The organism is Moorena sp. SIO3E8 (assembly GCF_010692445.1).
GTDB classification, from domain to species: domain Bacteria; phylum Cyanobacteriota; class Cyanobacteriia; order Cyanobacteriales; family Coleofasciculaceae; genus Moorena; species Moorena bouillonii.
Map to the genome: position 1 here is coordinate 19,327 of NZ_JAAHHM010000021.1, position 15,307 is coordinate 34,633.

The window sequence follows — 15,307 nt, forward strand, 5'->3', positions numbered from 1 at the left end:
ATGAAGAATGAAGAATGGAGAATGAAGAATGAAGAATGGAGAATGAAGAAGGGAAAATGGAGAATGGAGAATGAAGAATGGAGAATGAAGAATGAAGAATGGAGAATGGAGAATGAAGAATGAAGAATGGAGAATGGAGAATGAAGAATGAAGAATGAAGAATGGATAATGAATAATGGAGAATGGAGAATGGATAATGAAGAATGGAGAATGGATAATTCTAAATTCTTAATTCTTAATTCTTAATTCTAACTTAATTCTTAATTCTAACTTAATTCTAAATTCTTAATTCTTAATTCTTAATTCTAAATTCTTAATTCTTAATTCTAAATTCTTAATTCTTAATTCTTAATTCGACCTTGACCGTGCCATAGTGGTCAAGCGTCTTAGCAAAGGTTGCAGCATCTCAGGAACTGCTGTATCACCAATTTCCACAGTTTTTTTCCGTCCAGCGATTTCTACTGTCAGTTTGTAGCTAAACTGATCGGCACCTGGTGTTGATGACATCAGCTGTGCTGGTAGCTCAAAAAAACTAGTAGTATTCAGCAGACCTTGCAACTGATCAGCTTCTTCTGGCGATAGGGATTCAGTATCAACCTCAGTTGCCATATTCATCCCCATAAAACCGCCACTACGCTCAAAGTATATTTTCATAACACCCCCATAGTCTTTACTTCTTAGATCTTGCACCATAGTGACAGGACTTACGCACAGAATCCATGGGTAGGGTGGGCAAAACCTTGCCCACGCTACGGGAACGCAAACTGGCTGCATCGGTAACAGCCACTGCCCACCCTACAAGGGAAGAACTGGTATTTTATGTTTTGGCTACTCCCTAAGAGGGGGTGAAGAAAGACCTGATAAAGTCTGGCGCACCTGCGGCGCATCCTGGGGGTTCGGGGGGTTGAGGGGTCGGAGGCTGTTCAATAATCTCAACACCTACCTCTTCCCAACCTTTACGGACAGCTTTTTGTTCCAGGCTGCCAACACCAAATCGGTCTCCTGCCACCTTGTATGTCTCTCTGGCAGCATCCTCAAAATCTGAGGTGGAACCCAGCTTATCCCTCAAGGTAAGATACCAGATCCAACCGGCCTTGTCCCAAGCGTATCCACCAATGTCCAGAGCAGCAATGTAGAAGGCTCGGTTGGGGATACCAGAATTGATATGAACCCCACCATTATCTTGAGACCCGGTGTAGATGTCTCTCATATGACCTGGTTGAGGGTCTTTACCTAGTCTGGGGTCGTTATAAGCACTCCCTGGTTCTTTCATGGAGCGAATGCCTGTAGCATTGACATTCTCAGTAAACAGACCAGCTCCAATCACCCAATCCGATTCACTAGCAGTTTGGTTGAGTGTCCGTTGCTTAACTAGGATGCCGAATACATCAGCGAAGTGTTCGTTGAGAGCACCTGGTTGATTCCGATAAACCAGTCCCGCTTCATATTGGATCACCCCATGGGTCAGCTCATGGCCAATAATATCGATGGCGATGGTAAAGCGATTGAAGAGTCTCTCCTCTTCTGGCAAATCTTCATCCCCATCCCCATAGGTCATCTGTTGACCATTCCAGAAGGCGTTGTCAAAACCCCGCCCATAATGAACCGTTGAGGTCAACACCATCCCGCGATCATCAATCGAGTTCCGCTCGTATATGTCACGATATAAATCAAAGGTGGCTCCAGAACCATCGTAGGCTTCATCCACTGCTGTGTCACCTGTGGCTGGGTCTCCTTCCCCCCGGACTTCACGGCCAGGTAAACGAGTTTGGTAGTCTGCATGGCAGATCACCCGTTGTTTGGCTGCTCCTTCTTCTCGGGAACTGGGTCGTGTGGAGAAGTCAGCTAATTCCTGGCGCACTCCACGGAACTGACCAGATTCCACTAGGGCGCTCAATGCCCGTTCTCGCTGTATAGGGCTTCCCTGTTCTGAAACTTCCCGCAGCATATACGCCGGAACTATACAGTGCAAAGGGTTGTGGTGGTGATGGTGGTGATGGTGGTGATGGTGGTGATGGTGGTGATGGTTTATCTTGGTAGACATAGTATTATTTAAGTCTTTTTGCTATTACTATGATCGCCGTTGCTAGGGCAGGTTTTTTGTCAAGTTTTATTGCCAGAAGCAACACCTTGGAAGCCTTGCCAGCCACTTTTAATCATAGCGAAGTCAACTCAAAACAGTTTCTGATTTATAGCATTGCTTAATGGTAGGATGATTGAGTCTGTTTTATCTTGCCTTACTTCCAGTCTCTTCACCCTGTTTCAGAGTTTCATCAATCATCCCCCCAAATGAGCAACCCCTTTATCTGTGGTGTCTCGATTGAAAAAATCGATACCCAAATTAGCATTATAGGTTAGATTTCCGAGGGTTTAACTTTTTGATACAACAATCGTTACAATATAGTCGGATTGTATTATTTTTTCCTGATTAGTCATTGGCAAGGGTTCAACATTTTTTAATGTCATGGAATAGCCATCAAAATTTTTAACAGCTAAATTGTCTTGGGCTGCTCTGAGGGTTAACTCAACCTCCTCTGGTTTTGAGTTCTCCTTGACAACCTCGAAGGCAATGGTGACTTGTCCTGGTTGCACACAGACTACATCAGCTGGGCATCTGGAATCCTCCACTATATCCAGAACCTTAACTTGCATCGTTTTCGATTCCATTAATGCCATCTGATCGATATGGAGTTTAATCTCTTGATTTAAATCCGCCTTAACCAAATTTTCGGTTGGTTGAATCTCTTGATTTAAATCCGCCTTACTCACATTTTCTGTTGGTTGAGTACAACCGACGATCATCGGTTGAATCAGACTACAAATGATAATCAGTTTGATGAACCCTGAGACTAAAGCTAATCCTTTCAATTTCGTCATGATTGACCACCCCAAGTCTGTGTAACTGTAAGCAGTAAGCCGTAAGCCGTCAGCCGTCAGTGGTCAGTAGTCAGTGGTCAGCGGTCAGCGGTAACCCGTTCGCTGATAGCTGATAGCTGATAGCTGATAGCTGATAGCTGATAGCACCTCAAGTAGCGTGCGCGTAGCGCATTAGCTTACGTGTAACTTAGCAATCAAACCACTAACGGGCTAAAAACCAGATCGTTCTTCAATTGAAGTTATCTGAAATTATCGAGTTAGTTACTCTTTGTATTATTGCTATTTTTTTTTTATTAGTTGCATTATCACCAACACTGTACCCTTTAGGATAGAGAGTTAATGAAATATACAGGCAATAATCCCCCCAGCTCAAGGCTGGTCAGGGTAGCATTTTTGCCTCTACTTATTTTACCCTACTAATTTTAAAGGATTTTATCTTAATTGACACAATAAGAGACCGAAAAATCCTCAAGACCCTAATCGTGACTGTAATCTGATGGTAACCATTCAGCCCCGTGATACCGAGTTGCATTCAAAGAGAGTAGATTAGTTGGATAGGGAGATGGGGAGATGGGGAGATGGGGAGATGGGGAGATGGGGAGATGGGGAGATGGGGAGATGGGGAGATGGGGAGATTGGGAGATTGGGAGATAGGGAGATGGGGAGATTGGGAGATTGGCGGAAGAGAAAGTTGTACCTTTGACCGCAACTTAGTATGAATCAGCTATCAGCTAGTTATGAAGGGTAACATAACTGAGATATTCCAAACCGGGTCACGAAAAAGTGCCCTATTTTAAAAAACGATTAGGGCTGAGTCTCTTTATTAATCCAGCATTATCTGATTTTAGCTAAGACGTGAATGCTGAGGTCTGATTTGATTACAATATCTTGCGATTTATTAATTAACGTAAATTTATGGGAACTCCCACAAGCCAAAACCCCGCGTTTTTAAACCACCGGATGTAGGCTAGCTGCGACTTTAGTCGCCTAGACACAATTTTGCCACAAAGGATTGACAATACCTCGCGTAGAGTATTATTTAGATATGGGTACAGGCTGAGAAACCGAGGCGCAACCGGGAGAGAAACCCGCCACTGCTTGACCTAAAAGAAGTAATGCCCGGAGGGCAGGGAAAATCCTCCTTTCTTGATGCAGTCGCTCATGGGGGAAACCCCCAAGACCGCGCTGCATCGCTAAAAACCCAACCATCAACTAACAATTGGTGTGTGAACTCAGCAAAAACACTTTGAGAAAACAACGGTACGGCGGGGCACGCCGAAACCAGGTGAAACAGGGAAGCAACGAACTCTATAAGACACTTCTCAAAAAGTAACTAAACGCCTAAGGAGACTAGCCCGCTGGGTCTTTCGTGAACTGAACTAAAATCTTAGTCTTGACGGGATTTCGGTTTAGATATTGCCATTTGGACACGGAGGTTTAAGGCCGGTCGTAGATCTAGGAATCCCCGTCACAAAGTGAGCGGGGAGTGTCAACAATCCAGGAACTTGCAACAATGAATTTAAATCAATTAACTGGTAACTAAGGGTAATTGCTATTTGACGATCAATACTCTTACCCATAAGCCGGTCTTGTATAGGTTGGTCACGTTTTTCAACAGCCATAACACTTATCAAGACCAAGCTTAGATACCAAGCTTAGATATTGTTTCAGTTTATGGAACATCATGACTAAAAGTTTGTTAAAAATTTATCCCCTTGGCCATCTCAGTCTTGCTTTGGTGGAATGGGTATTACTGGCATGGGCGATTCGCTTGTGGCGTCGCTCAACTAGTCTGGCCATGATTGTCCTGCCCATTGTGCTAGCAAGCATTAGCTATGACAATCTAGTTTTGGCCATGGGGAGCCTGATTGGTAAAGGAGATCTCCTGAAATCACTGAGTATGGTACGCTTCCTGTTACACTTCTTAGTGGTGCCCCTATTTATTGTAATTGCTGTTGAGCTAGCTCACCGGGCTGGAGCAGTTTGGGCTAATACAATTGTACGAGTGTTATCCTGGGTGCTTGCCCTAGGACTGGGTGGGTATGAAGTGGCGACCCACTTTGTTGGCCTAGAATTGGTTCCAGTCACCTTTGCTGGTACCTTGCGCTACACAGTGGCGGAAGTGAGTGGTCCACCAATTGTAACAATTTTGGTCAATTTGTTCGTGCTGCTGATTGGTATCGGCATCTGGGTCAGGCTGAAATGGCCATGGCTATTTGTGGGAACCTTGGTTGCCCTAATTGGCAACGCTGTACCAATCTCTCGAGTTGGTACCATCGTCGGTAGCGCCTCTGAATTCGTCATGGCTCTGAGTTTGCTGTTAACTGAGCGGCGGACACAGTTTGTCCGTGCCCAACTCGGCTCAAGTGAAAAGACAATGAAGGTTGAAGGTTGGGTTGAAGGGTGAAGGTTGAAGGTTGGGTTGAAGGTTTAAGGTTGAAGGTTGGGTTGAAGGTTTAAGGTTGAAGGTTGGGTTGAATGTTGAAGGTTGAATGTTGGGTTGAATGTTGAATGTTGAATGTTGGGTTGAATGTTGAATGTTGAAGGTTCAAGGTTGGGTTGAATGTTGAAGGTTCAAGGTTGGGTTGAATGTTGAAGGTTCAAGGTTGGGTTGAATGTTGAAGGTTCAAGGTTGGGTTGAATGTTGAAGGTTCAAGGTTTAATAACCTGAAAGCTGAAAGCTGTAACCTCTAAGCTCTAACCTGTAACCTTCAACCTGTAACCTGCAACCTGCAACCTGTAACCTTCAACCTGTAACCTTCAACCTGTAACCTTCAACCTGTAACCTGTAACCTTCAACCTCTAACCTTCAACCTGTAACCTTCAACCTCTAACCTGTAACCTTCAACCTCTAACCTCTAACCTTCAACCTCTAACCTTCAACCTGTAACTTTCAACCTCTAACCTCTAACCTTCAACCTCTAACCTTCAACCTGTAACTTTCAACCTTCAACCTTCAATCTGTAACCTGCAACTTACTTATCCTTAAAGATATTACTGCCATGAATACCGAATTTAAATTTAGACCAATTCCCTTTGCTTGGGTTGCTATCCATCCCAAGCCGATAGGTGTTGTTCAATTGATTGGTGGTGCGTTTTTCGGAAGTTTTCCGACAATTTTTTACCGGTATATCGCCAAGCGATTATTTGAATCAGGTTATACCGTTGTTGCCAGACCGTTTAGATTTACCTTCCGCCATTGGCCTGTAGCAATTGGTTTGGTCAAAGAACAAAAAGCCCTATTCAATGGAATTTTTGAAGAAGCAAAAAAATTGGGCTATGAGTACAGTATCTATGAAGAAGACCCCTCTGCCAGAGGGAGTAATTATTTTTGGTTAGGTCACAGCCTAGGAACAAAATATATCGCACTTTTAGAGCTTTTAAGTGATTTGGAGTTCAAAAAAGTTCAGGGAATTCTGGGAAATTGTGTGGGTAAAGATCAAGAGAAGCAGATTGAAGATAGCCTCAAAAACGCTGAGATAAAAGATATTTCTTTGATCAATCAACCCTCTGTATTAATGGCTCCTGTTATTAGTGGTACCCGTAGTGCAGTTCCTGTTCCATTCATCGCTGATTTAGTAGACAGACTTGGTTTCGGGGTGTTACCCAAACCCAAACAAACCTATTGCTTGATTAAAAATAGCCGTTTATTTAATCTTACTGCTTTAATTAGCTTCAGTAAGGATAAGATTGCTCAAGAAGCTGGAACGGTACGTTGGCTACAACAGAATTTACCAAATAATCCCTTTCCACTCATTGATGAGAAACTTCCTGGTAAGCATTTGACTCCCCTCGGTTGGCTCCGGGGAAATGATCAACTTGCGGATACGGTTATTCAAGTTATCACAAAACTAGCTGATCGAGTCTAAGGGAGCAGGGAACTTCGGATCAGGGAATAGGGAACAGGGGGAAGAGTATCGGAAGTGTGGGAAGTGTGGGGAGATGGGGAGATGGGGAGATGAGGAGATGAGGAAGGGGTCAACCTACAACCTCTAACCTCTAACCTCTAACCTCTAACCTCCAACCTGCAACCTCCAACCTCCAACCTTCAACCTCCAACCTCCAACCTCCAACCTCCAACCTTCAACCAAATAACCTCCAACCTCCAACCTTCAACCAAATAACCTCCAACCTCTAACCGTCAACCGCTAAAAGCTGTGCCATTGTAGTAAGATGGAGAAAGTAAAGAATTGTTAAAATCAACGAACCATTAAATTCATGGCTATATTTCGTCAGTACATTGCTCCCCTACTGGCACTACTAGGCTTCTTAATTGCCCTATTGGCAGTCAGTTCTCGGATCTTTTTACCGAACGATATGCTAGCCCCTGCACCGATTGAAGAAGTTGACGCTGCCAGCATTCAAGCACCAGTATTCGCTCAGCTGGTTGTTAACCAAAATTTCGCGAAAATTGGTGAGTAAGCCATTGTTAGCAGGCTACCAGCTACGACTGGGAACGGTACGAGAACGGGCAATTTTGGTGAAGTTCATGGAGTTCACTTACCAAGAGCTTTTCCCAGAACAAAATGATTTTTCTCACCTGGCGAAGACTGTTAAACAGTACTTTTCCAGAGAAACCCCCCTGTGGTGGGTTACAGTAGCGGATCGGAAAGTTTCTAGGAAAGGGTCTATTGTAAATCATCCTTTGCCAGTGGGTTGTCTGTGGATGGGCAATGGGGTTGATCAGGCAAATGGCGATCGCTATGGCTATATCTTTTTACTGTACGTCATGCCAGCACACCGCCGTCAAGGCATTGGTTCAGCACTGATGCAGCACGCTGAAGCTAGGGCAAGGGCAAGAGGCGATCGCCAACTTGGACTACAGGTGTTTCAATCGAATCAAGTCGCTTTGAACCTTTACCAGCGACTGGGTTTCCGCACCCAATCTCTGTGGATGGTTAAACCATTGCACAGAAAATACTAATGAAGACTCTGGTAGAATCAGGCAAGATAAGGTAGGTTATCAGGCATGTATGACGATGATGATCTGAGTTTATTGGATAATACGGCTTTACTAGAAAGCCCTTTAGATGACATAGAGCCGATTGAAGATGAGTTAGAAGCTTCCAAACCTGATCCAGAGGAAATGCTGGCTCTGTTAACGGCACCGGAAAGCCAACAACGGATGCTAGCAGCTCGTGCCTTTTGTGAGTTGCAAGATGAGCGGGCAATTCCCCATCTGATTAACCTGTTAAATGATGTTTGTCCTTTGGTACGGGTAAGTGCTGCCTATGGTCTCGGGCACAATCCCAGTCCCACGGCAGTAAAGCCCTTGATTGACCAGCTAACCGTTGATTGGAACGGTTATGTCCGTAAAGGGGTTGTTTGGGCATTGGGGAACTGTCGCGATCGCCGTGCTTTAGCTTCTCTAATTGATTCCCTCAAAACGGATATTCCTGCAGTGCGTTTGTGGGCAGCTAGTGCTCTGGCGCAAATGGCAGAGTTAGATTATGAAGAAGTAATCGCATCGATTCCGCCCTTGATTACTGCTTTAAGGAAAGACCCAGTAGCAGCAGTGCGCAGTAATTGTGCTTGGTCTATCGGGCAACTGTGTCGGGAATTGCCCTCCAATGCGGTTTACGCTGGTGCTATTGATGCTTTAATTGAAGCAATTGCTGATGATCAAGACCTAGGGGTACAAGAAGACGCCAAAGCTGCCCTCTTGAAAGTGGGAGACCCCCGTGGACTTCAGATGATTGAAATGATTGACATGGAAGGGTTTTTGTAAAGGTTTTTGTAAATGGGCTTGGTATAGCCCTGGGCCTTTGCCCACACTCTTCTCCCTCCCTGTTCAAGCCTTATGCTTTTAAGGCATCTTGCGCTACACTAGCCACCTGCTCAACACTGTCATTCGCTAATGTTTCTAGGGCTGCCCTAGCTTCTTCTCCTCCCAGATTAATCAGTGCTTGTACTAACCGGTAACGAATTTGCCAGTCGGAATTAGTGGCAAAGGGAATCAGCAGAGGCACAGCCCGGGGGTCTCCCAATTCTCCTAAGGAACTAATGGCGGCTGTTTGGATTAAACTGGTATCGGATTTGAGAGCCTCTTCTAAAAGTTGAAATGAACGGGGTTCACCTAGTTCCCCTAAGGCAGCAATAATACTAAATTTAATGATCCACTCAGTGGTTTGGTTATAGGTTTGCTCTAAATCATCATAGGCTTCGGTGAGCTTCAAGGCACTCAAGGAATCTGCTGCTGCTGCCTGAACATCTGGTTCTGGATCATTCAAAAGGCGATCGCGTAATAGGGTCAAAGATACGGTTAAATCCTGATGACCTAAGGTATGGAGCTGGCTCACTGCCCCATATCGTATCCGAACATTGTTATCGTTAACCAAGGGTATAATTAGCTCAAATGCCACCGATGGTTCCAGCTGGCGTAGTTGGTTTAATCCACTAATGCGGTGGCCAAAATCCGATGAATTCAGCAGCTCTTGGACAGATTCACGAGTAACGCTCATGGGTAAATTGCTCAATATCTAGCCAAAACTCAACTTACCATGTTAGTTGTTCACCGTGAACACTGTTTGTCATAGACAGTTCCCTTAATTCTTTAACTCAGCTGCCATGGCGCGGACAATATCCCCAGAGGTCAGAATTCCAATCACTTGCTCTGCCTCATCTGTTACTGGTAAATGGTGGATTGATTTTTCCTGCATCAACTTAGCCGCTTTCCGTAAGGGTTTATCCGGTTTGATGCTCATGGGATGACCAGTCATTACTTCCCCAGCGGTTTGTCCGAGTGCTTTATGGAGTTCTTGGTCATAACGGGCAGGATTTTCTAAGTAAATCACGCTGTCGAGAAACATGATATAGACTGGCGGTTCTACTCCTGTCTCCTGCCACAGCAAGTCAGCTTCTGAAATCACTCCTACCAATTTGCCTGCTTCGTTAACCACTGGCAAGCCACTGATGCTTTGTTCAGCAATAATTTTGATGACTTCCTTGATCGGTGTTTGGGGCTGCACCACGATCGGCTCGCGGGTCATAACTTCAGCAACAGTTTTGGCCATAGTTGGGTTTGTAAAAGTTTTGAATGGTTTAGCAGGTGATAACTTTATTCTCCCACTGGCTTAGTCTAGAAGGTGACAGCAGTCTGAAAACTTTATTGTTCATTAAGCTTTGACCATTCAACTCGCTCCCCAAAAGCTCCGCGTTAATTCTATTGCCCCAGGGCCAATCGAAACACCCCTCTGGTCAGATGTTGGTTTAACACCAGAACAACTGCAATCCGTTGCTAAGCAGGTCAATAATCGCCTCATCCCAGAAGAAAGATTTTGATTCACCAGCAGATATTGCTAAAGCAACCGTTTTTCTTGCCTTGCTGAATCTTCGCGCTGAATAGGAGTAGAGTGGGTATCCTGCCCGCCCGAAAATATATTGAAACTGGCAAGATGCCAGTTCTACGCAAGATGCCAGTTTCATGCTTATTGCCCATTCCACAGGTGCGACCCGTAAATTGAAAATGCGATTGACCTTGGCCCAAAGGCCACGCTAAAAGCGATTGACCGTAGGTCACGCGGGGCGCGATCGCTATGTAAGTATATGCGCGTAGCGCTAATCGCTGACCGCTGATAGCTGATAGCTGATAGCTTACATCGCTATTGTGATTACTTGACATTTAAGGCAATTACCACATCTCCTAGAAAATTTTCTGGATTAAGAAGGCAAATAATCTGGAAAAAACTCCTGTTTCATCCGTTCACAATATTGACAGAGATTTTTGAATTGAGATACGCGATCAATAATCATACTCTTGAAAGGAGGTAAAATCATGTTTCCAATATAACCATAAGCCGTTGCATCTAAAGTGGTCGGTTTATCCCCCATAAAAAATGGTTTATCTGCTAAATAATCAGACAGGGCTTGAAAATCAGCATTAATAATTTGACAAATTTCCTTCTCGGAGTGACGACCCATTCCCTGTTCATAAATCTGATTAGAAATGGACTTTCGCACCTGTTGGAAAAACTGTTCCGATTCTGGTGTCGAGCTTCCATCAAAATAGAGATTCGTTAATGCTTGTTTGTATACTTGCCAGTTTTCTTCAATGTTCATACTAATATAAACCTCTCCCCAATACGTATTTTCTTTCAGCATCCGCCGAAAAGCTAAGGATATTGCTTTTTCGGTTGAGGTCAAATCGCGGTCAGGATCTATGCCCTCTTTTTCCTTAAGCATCTCGATAATTAGGGTGGAGTCTCCGATCAGTTTTCCTTCATAGTCTATAAACGGAACTTTGCCTTTGGGAGCTTTAGCAAAGTCCTTAGGAATCTCGATATCGTAAGCAATATTAGCTATACGCAGCCAAGTTTCCAATTTCATACAGGGTGGACTAATGCTCGGTAATCCCCAGAAAGGTGGTGCCTTATACAAAGTAATCATAAAAGTAAATTTGGTTCGATATTACCAATAACTATTATAGCAATTATACGACTTTTGAGGTACAAATTTCTGGTTTTTATGGAGCAGGGAGCAGGGAGCAGGGAGCAGGGAGCAGGGAAGAGGGAAGAGGTGAAAAATAATGTGTACCTCATAGCTACGAAAAACGCTATATAATGAATGGTAAAATGATAATAATTTATTAAATTAATCTAGTCATTATCGAATCAAAACCTCTAATATAGTCTACAGTAATTTTTTGTTTTTTTTGCAATTATTTTATTTATATTACTCGGTTTGAGCAATTTTTATTATATAAAATAAAATAAAGCACTTTTTAACCTAATGAGATACACATAATTTTTCTCTTTCCTCTTCTCTGCTCCCTGCTCCCTACTCCCTACTCCCTTTCCCATACTTAATCTTTGATTTTTCAACTAACTCACGAACTAGAGAGGCTAAACGCTTTCCACTATCTCTAATCGCAAGACTAGCTGCTTTGTGTTTCATATCTTCTAACCTAGTTGGTGACTTTAGTAAAGCCAGCACCTCCTGTTCTAAAATTTCCTGAGTCAACTGCTCTTGACGAAATACGAAAGCAGCACCAGAATCCTTAAAGCTAGCTGCATTGAAAGCTTGATGGTCTTCCGCTGCATAAGGGTAGGGAATCAGAATGGCTGGTGTTTCAGTTATCGCTAGCTCCGTTAAGGTTCCGGCACCAGCACGGCTAATGGCTAAGTTTGCCCGTTGCAGTAATGGTGCCATCTGGTCATAAAAGGGCATAGACAGGTACTGAGGATGGCTAAGAGTGTTAGCCTCTGGGTCTTTTTCTCCAGTTAAATGAACAATCCAAGCACCAGCTTCAAACCAGACGGGAGCACATTGGCGCACTAGTTTATTCACTGCCACTGCTCCTTGGGAACCCCCAACCACCACAATCAAGGGTACCTCTGGTGGAATCGGGAGTTCCAGTGCCTGAGTCAGTTGAAAACTATCGCGCACTGGTGTACCAACGGTTACAGTTTTAATCCGGGGTAGGTACTTGGAGGCGGCTTCAAACCCTAGGGCTACGGTATTGCAAAAGGGACTCAGCCACCGGGTTACTTTTCCGGGAATAGCGTTAGATTCATGTATAATAGTAGGTAGACCCTGCAACCGTGCTGCCATAATTGCAGGTCCAGCAATGTAACCCCCAGTGGTGAATACACCATCAAATTTACCCTCTTTCAGCAGTTGCCGCACTTGCCAAATTGAACTGACCAGGCCGGTAACGATGCGCAGAGTACCGAGACCAAAGCGTTGTTGAAAGCCTTCTACGGCAATGGTGTGCAGGGGGTAGCCTGGTGGTAGCAACTCATTTTCAATGCGGTCAGGAACACCTAGCCACTCGATAGTGTAATTGGGTAAGTGTTGGGCTACTGCGAGGGCGGGAAATATGTGTCCCCCCGTACCACTAGCGGCAATCAGCAATCGAATGGGTGACTTAGACACGGCTATCGGTCTCCTTGATCAATTGGGTGAGGGACTTTATGTGTTGGGTTAATGGGAGTCTGGATCCCCCCTAACCCCCCTTATTAAGGGGGGAATGGAGTAGGGAGTAGGGAGTAGGGAGTAGGGAGTAGGGAAACAATCCTGGATGGGATTGGACTAGACATAGGCTAGCAAACCAGATTTGGTATCATTGGTGAAACGTTGATGGTTGATTGGTTAGTGGGCTGACTCCAAAGGATTACCTTTCTCCAATCACCAATTATCAATTACTAATTACTAGTTACTAGTTACCAGAATTACCAGTTACCAGTTACCAGTTACCAGTTAACGATTACCAATGACCAATCCAGCAACCTTACTGCAACGACTATCCCAGTCTTTTACTACTAAAGTCAAGTCTATGTCTTGGGACTGGTCAGTATTTGTACTATTAACGGCAGGGTTGACCCTCGGCTCTCCTCTGAAAGCCGAAGCAGATAGTCCGGAAACGGCACCGCCTCAGCTTAAAGATACCCTCAGCCAAATTGATCGCTTCGCTAATAGCAAGGATGTTGAAGGGTTGCTGGAATTCTATAGCGCTAATTTTGCTAACTCCGATGGCTTAAGTCGGGATTTGATGGGAGAAGCGTTGGTTCAATTGTGGCAGCGCTACCCTGTGTTGAATTACCGCACGGAACTGACGGATTGGCAGCAAGAGGGCAACGCAATTGTGGCAGAAACAGTGACTTATATTACTAGTAACGAACAGGATGCTACTAAGACCAAATTTGAATCGACTTTGCGATCGCGTCAGCGCTTTGAAAACCAAAAAATTGTCTATTCAAAAATTTTGGCAGAGCGATCGCAAATCACATCAGGAGCCAATCCTCCTAATGTAACGGTGAAGTTACCAGAACAAGTCCGTATTGGTCAGCGATTTAATTTTGATGCCATTGTCACCGAACCCCTTGGAGATGATTTGCTGCTGGGAGTAGCTATAGAAGAATCCGTCAGCCCACAGCGCTATACTAATCCCACTGATATTGACCTGGAATCTTTGGCTGCCGGGGGAATTTTTAAGGTTGGCCGAGCCCCACTGTTACCAGAAGACCGCTGGATTTCAGCGATATTAATTCGGGGGGATGGCATGATTATGATTACTCGACGGTTACATGTGGTTGAGTGATTAGGTTTGAAGGGAGTAGGGAGTAGGGAGTAGGGAGTAGGGAGTAGGGAGTAGGGAATCGGGAGTAGGGAGTCGGGAGTAGGGAGTCGGGAGTCGGGAGTCGGGAGTAGGGAGTCGGGAGTAGGAAAATGAAACAGCCCTGCTCGTCATGAGGGACTGCATCAAGAGAGTATCAAAATCAAGATAGAATCAAATCTTATTACTATTCCCGATTCCCGATTCCCGATTCCCGATTCCCGATTCCCGATTCCCGATTCCCGATTCCCGATTCCCGATTCCCGATTCCCGATTCCCTACTCCCTACTCCCGATTCCCGATTCCCGATTCCCGATTCCCTACCTTTACAGATAAATTTTAAACTTGGTGCAAGGATTTCTAAACTTAAACAAACCAGCAGGTTGGACATCCCACGATTGCGTTGCTAAAGTGCGGCGTCTGCTACGGCTGAAGCGAGTAGGCCATGGAGGGACCCTTGACCCAGCTGCTACGGGGGTTTTACCGATAGCTCTGGGTAAGGCAACCCGACTGTTGCAGTATATGCAGCAGGATAAAGCCTACAAGGCTACCGTGAGACTGGGAGTGAGGACAACTACTGATGATTTGGAAGGAGAGGTGATTGCTACTCAGTCTGCAGCCGGGTTGACTCTGGAGTTGGTCAAGGGTTTCTTGAAACAGTTCGAGGGCACCATTCAGCAAGTGCCACCAATGTATAGCGCTATTCATATCAAGGGTAAACGGCTCTATGATTTAGCCAGAGCTGGTGAAGTGGTAGAGGTACCAGAACGAACGGTAGAGGTTGAGAAGATCGAGGTTTTGGATTGGCGTGGCGGGGAATTTCCGGAAATTGATTTAGCGATCGCATGCGGCCCTGGCACCTATATTCGCTCCATAGCCCGGGATTTGGGAGATGCCCTCGAAACCGGTGGTGTGCTGGCCGCTCTGACTCGTACTCGCAGCAGTGGTTTTGATTTAGCCGATAGTCTGAGATTAGAAGAATTGACCCAACAGCTGGAAAAAAGCCTATTCCAGCCAGTGTCCCCTAGTGTAGCTTTGGGGCACTTACCCTCTGTCACCTTGTCCGCTGATCAAGCCCGTCGCTGGTGTTTAGGACAGCGTATCTCTGGGGATGATACTCTAGTTAAAGTCTCTACCCTTGAAACCTCCACAAGTCCTGTGCAAGTGTACCACGAAGATGGCAGTTTTTTGGGTATTGGTAAAGTTATTTCCTCAAGCTCTGGGGTTTTGTTAGCTCCTCAAATGGTTTTTGTTTGATGCTATAGCAGAGGGAGTAGGGAGCAGGAAACAAAAATTATCACAATTGATTTATGATACCTATAGTTTATTGAATTGAACAGGACTTATCTAAGCTGAGTTAGACATAACAAACTATTC

The 15,307-nt window shown here is 44.8% G+C and carries 22 protein-coding genes; 10 read left to right on the forward strand and 12 right to left on the reverse strand.

Annotated features, from left to right (window positions below; genetic code table 11):
• Positions 1-123: a hypothetical protein gene (locus F6K46_RS11545; protein WP_293055867.1), complete on the forward strand. Its 123-nt coding sequence runs from the start codon at positions 1-3 to the stop codon at positions 121-123.
• Positions 124-348: 225 nt separating this feature from the next.
• On the opposite strand, the gene F6K46_RS11550 is transcribed toward F6K46_RS11545, so the two are convergent.
• From F6K46_RS11550 to F6K46_RS11560, 3 genes are all read right to left on the reverse strand, one after another.
• Entirely contained in the window at positions 349-693 is a 345-nt protein-coding gene (locus tag F6K46_RS11550; protein ID WP_293055864.1) for a protealysin inhibitor emfourin, read from the reverse strand.
• 142 nt (positions 694-835) lie between these two features.
• Entirely contained in the window at positions 836-1,948 is a 1,113-nt protein-coding gene (locus F6K46_RS11555; protein WP_293055861.1) for a M4 family metallopeptidase, read from the reverse strand.
• Positions 1,949-2,370: 422 nt separating this feature from the next.
• Entirely contained in the window at positions 2,371-2,877 is a 507-nt protein-coding gene (locus tag F6K46_RS11560; protein ID WP_293055858.1) for a hypothetical protein, read from the reverse strand.
• Between the two features lie 578 nt (positions 2,878-3,455).
• Here F6K46_RS11560 and F6K46_RS11565 point away from each other — a divergent pair.
• Positions 3,456-3,596: a hypothetical protein gene (locus tag F6K46_RS11565; protein ID WP_293055853.1), complete on the forward strand. Its 141-nt coding sequence runs from the start codon at positions 3,456-3,458 to the stop codon at positions 3,594-3,596.
• Positions 3,597-3,912: 316 nt separating this feature from the next.
• On the opposite strand, the gene F6K46_RS11570 is transcribed toward F6K46_RS11565, so the two are convergent.
• Positions 3,913-4,068: a hypothetical protein gene (locus F6K46_RS11570; protein ID WP_158517497.1), complete on the reverse strand. Its 156-nt coding sequence runs from the start codon at positions 4,066-4,068 to the stop codon at positions 3,913-3,915.
• Between the two features lie 493 nt (positions 4,069-4,561).
• Between F6K46_RS11570 and F6K46_RS11575 the strand changes: the two genes are divergently transcribed.
• From F6K46_RS11575 to F6K46_RS11595, 5 genes are all read left to right on the forward strand, one after another.
• The gene (locus tag F6K46_RS11575) at positions 4,562-5,284 is read left to right on the forward strand and encodes a hypothetical protein (protein WP_293055844.1); all 723 of its coding nucleotides are present in this window, start codon (positions 4,562-4,564) and stop codon (positions 5,282-5,284) included.
• Between the two features lie 595 nt (positions 5,285-5,879).
• Entirely contained in the window at positions 5,880-6,746 is an 867-nt protein-coding gene (locus F6K46_RS11580) for a DUF1350 family protein (protein WP_075896768.1), read from the forward strand.
• 349 nt (positions 6,747-7,095) lie between these two features.
• Positions 7,096-7,299, forward strand: coding sequence for a hypothetical protein (locus tag F6K46_RS11585; RefSeq protein WP_293019706.1), 204 nt, complete (start codon positions 7,096-7,098; stop codon positions 7,297-7,299).
• A complete protein-coding gene (locus F6K46_RS11590) occupies positions 7,292-7,801 on the forward strand; it encodes a GNAT family N-acetyltransferase (protein WP_293055838.1) in 510 nt (169 codons plus the stop codon). The genes F6K46_RS11585 and F6K46_RS11590 overlap by 8 nt, the downstream gene beginning before the upstream one ends.
• Before the next feature lie 45 nt (positions 7,802-7,846).
• A complete protein-coding gene (locus F6K46_RS11595) occupies positions 7,847-8,605 on the forward strand; it encodes a HEAT repeat domain-containing protein (RefSeq protein WP_293055836.1) in 759 nt (252 codons plus the stop codon).
• A gap of 70 nt (positions 8,606-8,675) precedes the next feature.
• On the opposite strand, the gene nblB is transcribed toward F6K46_RS11595, so the two are convergent.
• Together nblB and F6K46_RS11605 are read right to left on the reverse strand one after the other, a co-directional pair.
• Positions 8,676-9,338, reverse strand: coding sequence for a phycobilisome degradation protein NblB (nblB, locus tag F6K46_RS11600; protein WP_293055833.1), 663 nt, complete (start codon positions 9,336-9,338; stop codon positions 8,676-8,678).
• A gap of 84 nt (positions 9,339-9,422) precedes the next feature.
• Positions 9,423-9,890 (reverse strand): CBS domain-containing protein, encoded by a 468-nt coding sequence (locus F6K46_RS11605; RefSeq protein WP_293055829.1) that lies wholly within the window; start codon positions 9,888-9,890, stop codon positions 9,423-9,425.
• Positions 9,891-9,999: 109 nt separating this feature from the next.
• On the opposite strand from F6K46_RS11605, the gene F6K46_RS11610 reads away from it, so the two are divergent.
• Positions 10,000-10,158: an SDR family oxidoreductase gene (locus tag F6K46_RS11610; protein WP_293055826.1), complete on the forward strand. Its 159-nt coding sequence runs from the start codon at positions 10,000-10,002 to the stop codon at positions 10,156-10,158.
• Between the two features lies 1 nt (position 10,159).
• Here the strand turns inward: F6K46_RS11610 and F6K46_RS11615 are convergent, their stop codons facing one another.
• The 4 genes from F6K46_RS11615 to murG form a co-directional block, all read right to left on the reverse strand.
• Complete coding sequence (locus tag F6K46_RS11615) at positions 10,160-10,498, reverse strand: hypothetical protein (protein WP_293055823.1); 339 nt, start codon at positions 10,496-10,498, stop codon at positions 10,160-10,162.
• Between the two features lie 38 nt (positions 10,499-10,536).
• Positions 10,537-11,262, reverse strand: a complete 726-nt coding sequence (locus tag F6K46_RS11620; protein ID WP_293055820.1) for a glutathione S-transferase family protein — start codon at positions 11,260-11,262, stop codon at positions 10,537-10,539.
• Positions 11,259-11,414 carry a hypothetical protein gene (locus F6K46_RS11625; protein ID WP_293055817.1) on the reverse strand — a complete coding sequence of 52 codons (156 nt, stop codon included), beginning with the start codon at positions 11,412-11,414 and terminating at the stop codon, positions 11,259-11,261. Before F6K46_RS11625 ends, F6K46_RS11620 begins: the two co-directional genes overlap by 4 nt.
• Before the next feature lie 238 nt (positions 11,415-11,652).
• Positions 11,653-12,750: an undecaprenyldiphospho-muramoylpentapeptide beta-N-acetylglucosaminyltransferase gene (murG, locus tag F6K46_RS11630; protein WP_293055814.1), complete on the reverse strand. Its 1,098-nt coding sequence runs from the start codon at positions 12,748-12,750 to the stop codon at positions 11,653-11,655.
• Positions 12,751-13,087: 337 nt separating this feature from the next.
• On the opposite strand from murG, the gene F6K46_RS11635 reads away from it, so the two are divergent.
• The gene (locus F6K46_RS11635; protein WP_293055811.1) at positions 13,088-13,915 is read left to right on the forward strand and encodes a nuclear transport factor 2 family protein; all 828 of its coding nucleotides are present in this window, start codon (positions 13,088-13,090) and stop codon (positions 13,913-13,915) included.
• Here F6K46_RS11635 and F6K46_RS11640 read toward each other — a convergent pair whose 3' ends face one another.
• Positions 13,916-14,077: a hypothetical protein gene (locus F6K46_RS11640; RefSeq protein WP_293055808.1), complete on the reverse strand. Its 162-nt coding sequence runs from the start codon at positions 14,075-14,077 to the stop codon at positions 13,916-13,918. It lies immediately after the preceding gene.
• A gap of 40 nt (positions 14,078-14,117) precedes the next feature.
• Positions 14,118-14,321 carry a hypothetical protein gene (locus F6K46_RS11645; RefSeq protein WP_293055805.1) on the reverse strand — a complete coding sequence of 68 codons (204 nt, stop codon included), beginning with the start codon at positions 14,319-14,321 and terminating at the stop codon, positions 14,118-14,120.
• On the opposite strand from F6K46_RS11645, the gene truB reads away from it, so the two are divergent.
• Positions 14,279-15,187, forward strand: a complete 909-nt coding sequence (gene truB, locus F6K46_RS11650; protein WP_293055802.1) for a tRNA pseudouridine(55) synthase TruB — start codon at positions 14,279-14,281, stop codon at positions 15,185-15,187. The two genes, F6K46_RS11645 and truB, sit on opposite strands and share 43 nt — an antisense overlap.
• Positions 15,188-15,307: the final 120 nt, after the last annotated feature.

What these genes read in the sequence shown, in the direction of transcription:
- F6K46_RS11625 (WP_293055817.1), bottom strand. Translation starts at nt 11,414, where the DNA reads ATGAGGTACACATTATTTTTCACCTCTTCCCTCTTCCCTGCTCCCTGC.
- F6K46_RS11575 (WP_293055844.1), top strand. Translation starts at nt 4,562, where the DNA reads ATGACTAAAAGTTTGTTAAAAATTTATCCCCTTGGCCATCTCAGTCTT.
- F6K46_RS11595 (WP_293055836.1), top strand. Translation starts at nt 7,847, where the DNA reads ATGTATGACGATGATGATCTGAGTTTATTGGATAATACGGCTTTACTA.
- F6K46_RS11570 (WP_158517497.1), bottom strand. Translation starts at nt 4,068, where the DNA reads ATGCAGCGCGGTCTTGGGGGTTTCCCCCATGAGCGACTGCATCAAGAA.
- F6K46_RS11560 (WP_293055858.1), bottom strand. Translation starts at nt 2,877, where the DNA reads ATGACGAAATTGAAAGGATTAGCTTTAGTCTCAGGGTTCATCAAACTG.
- nblB (WP_293055833.1), bottom strand. Translation starts at nt 9,338, where the DNA reads ATGAGCGTTACTCGTGAATCTGTCCAAGAGCTGCTGAATTCATCGGAT.
- F6K46_RS11565 (WP_293055853.1), top strand. Translation starts at nt 3,456, where the DNA reads ATGGGGAGATGGGGAGATGGGGAGATGGGGAGATGGGGAGATGGGGAG.
- F6K46_RS11550 (WP_293055864.1), bottom strand. Translation starts at nt 693, where the DNA reads ATGGTGCAAGATCTAAGAAGTAAAGACTATGGGGGTGTTATGAAAATA.
- F6K46_RS11580 (WP_075896768.1), top strand. Translation starts at nt 5,880, where the DNA reads ATGAATACCGAATTTAAATTTAGACCAATTCCCTTTGCTTGGGTTGCT.
- F6K46_RS11615 (WP_293055823.1), bottom strand. Translation starts at nt 10,498, where the DNA reads ATGTCAAGTAATCACAATAGCGATGTAAGCTATCAGCTATCAGCTATC.
- F6K46_RS11640 (WP_293055808.1), bottom strand. Translation starts at nt 14,077, where the DNA reads ATGCAGTCCCTCATGACGAGCAGGGCTGTTTCATTTTCCTACTCCCGA.
- F6K46_RS11645 (WP_293055805.1), bottom strand. Translation starts at nt 14,321, where the DNA reads ATGTCCAACCTGCTGGTTTGTTTAAGTTTAGAAATCCTTGCACCAAGT.
- F6K46_RS11545 (WP_293055867.1), top strand. Translation starts at nt 1, where the DNA reads ATGAAGAATGAAGAATGGAGAATGAAGAATGAAGAATGGAGAATGAAG.
- F6K46_RS11605 (WP_293055829.1), bottom strand. Translation starts at nt 9,890, where the DNA reads ATGGCCAAAACTGTTGCTGAAGTTATGACCCGCGAGCCGATCGTGGTG.
- F6K46_RS11620 (WP_293055820.1), bottom strand. Translation starts at nt 11,262, where the DNA reads ATGATTACTTTGTATAAGGCACCACCTTTCTGGGGATTACCGAGCATT.
- F6K46_RS11555 (WP_293055861.1), bottom strand. Translation starts at nt 1,948, where the DNA reads ATGCTGCGGGAAGTTTCAGAACAGGGAAGCCCTATACAGCGAGAACGG.
- F6K46_RS11635 (WP_293055811.1), top strand. Translation starts at nt 13,088, where the DNA reads ATGACCAATCCAGCAACCTTACTGCAACGACTATCCCAGTCTTTTACT.
- F6K46_RS11585 (WP_293019706.1), top strand. Translation starts at nt 7,096, where the DNA reads ATGGCTATATTTCGTCAGTACATTGCTCCCCTACTGGCACTACTAGGC.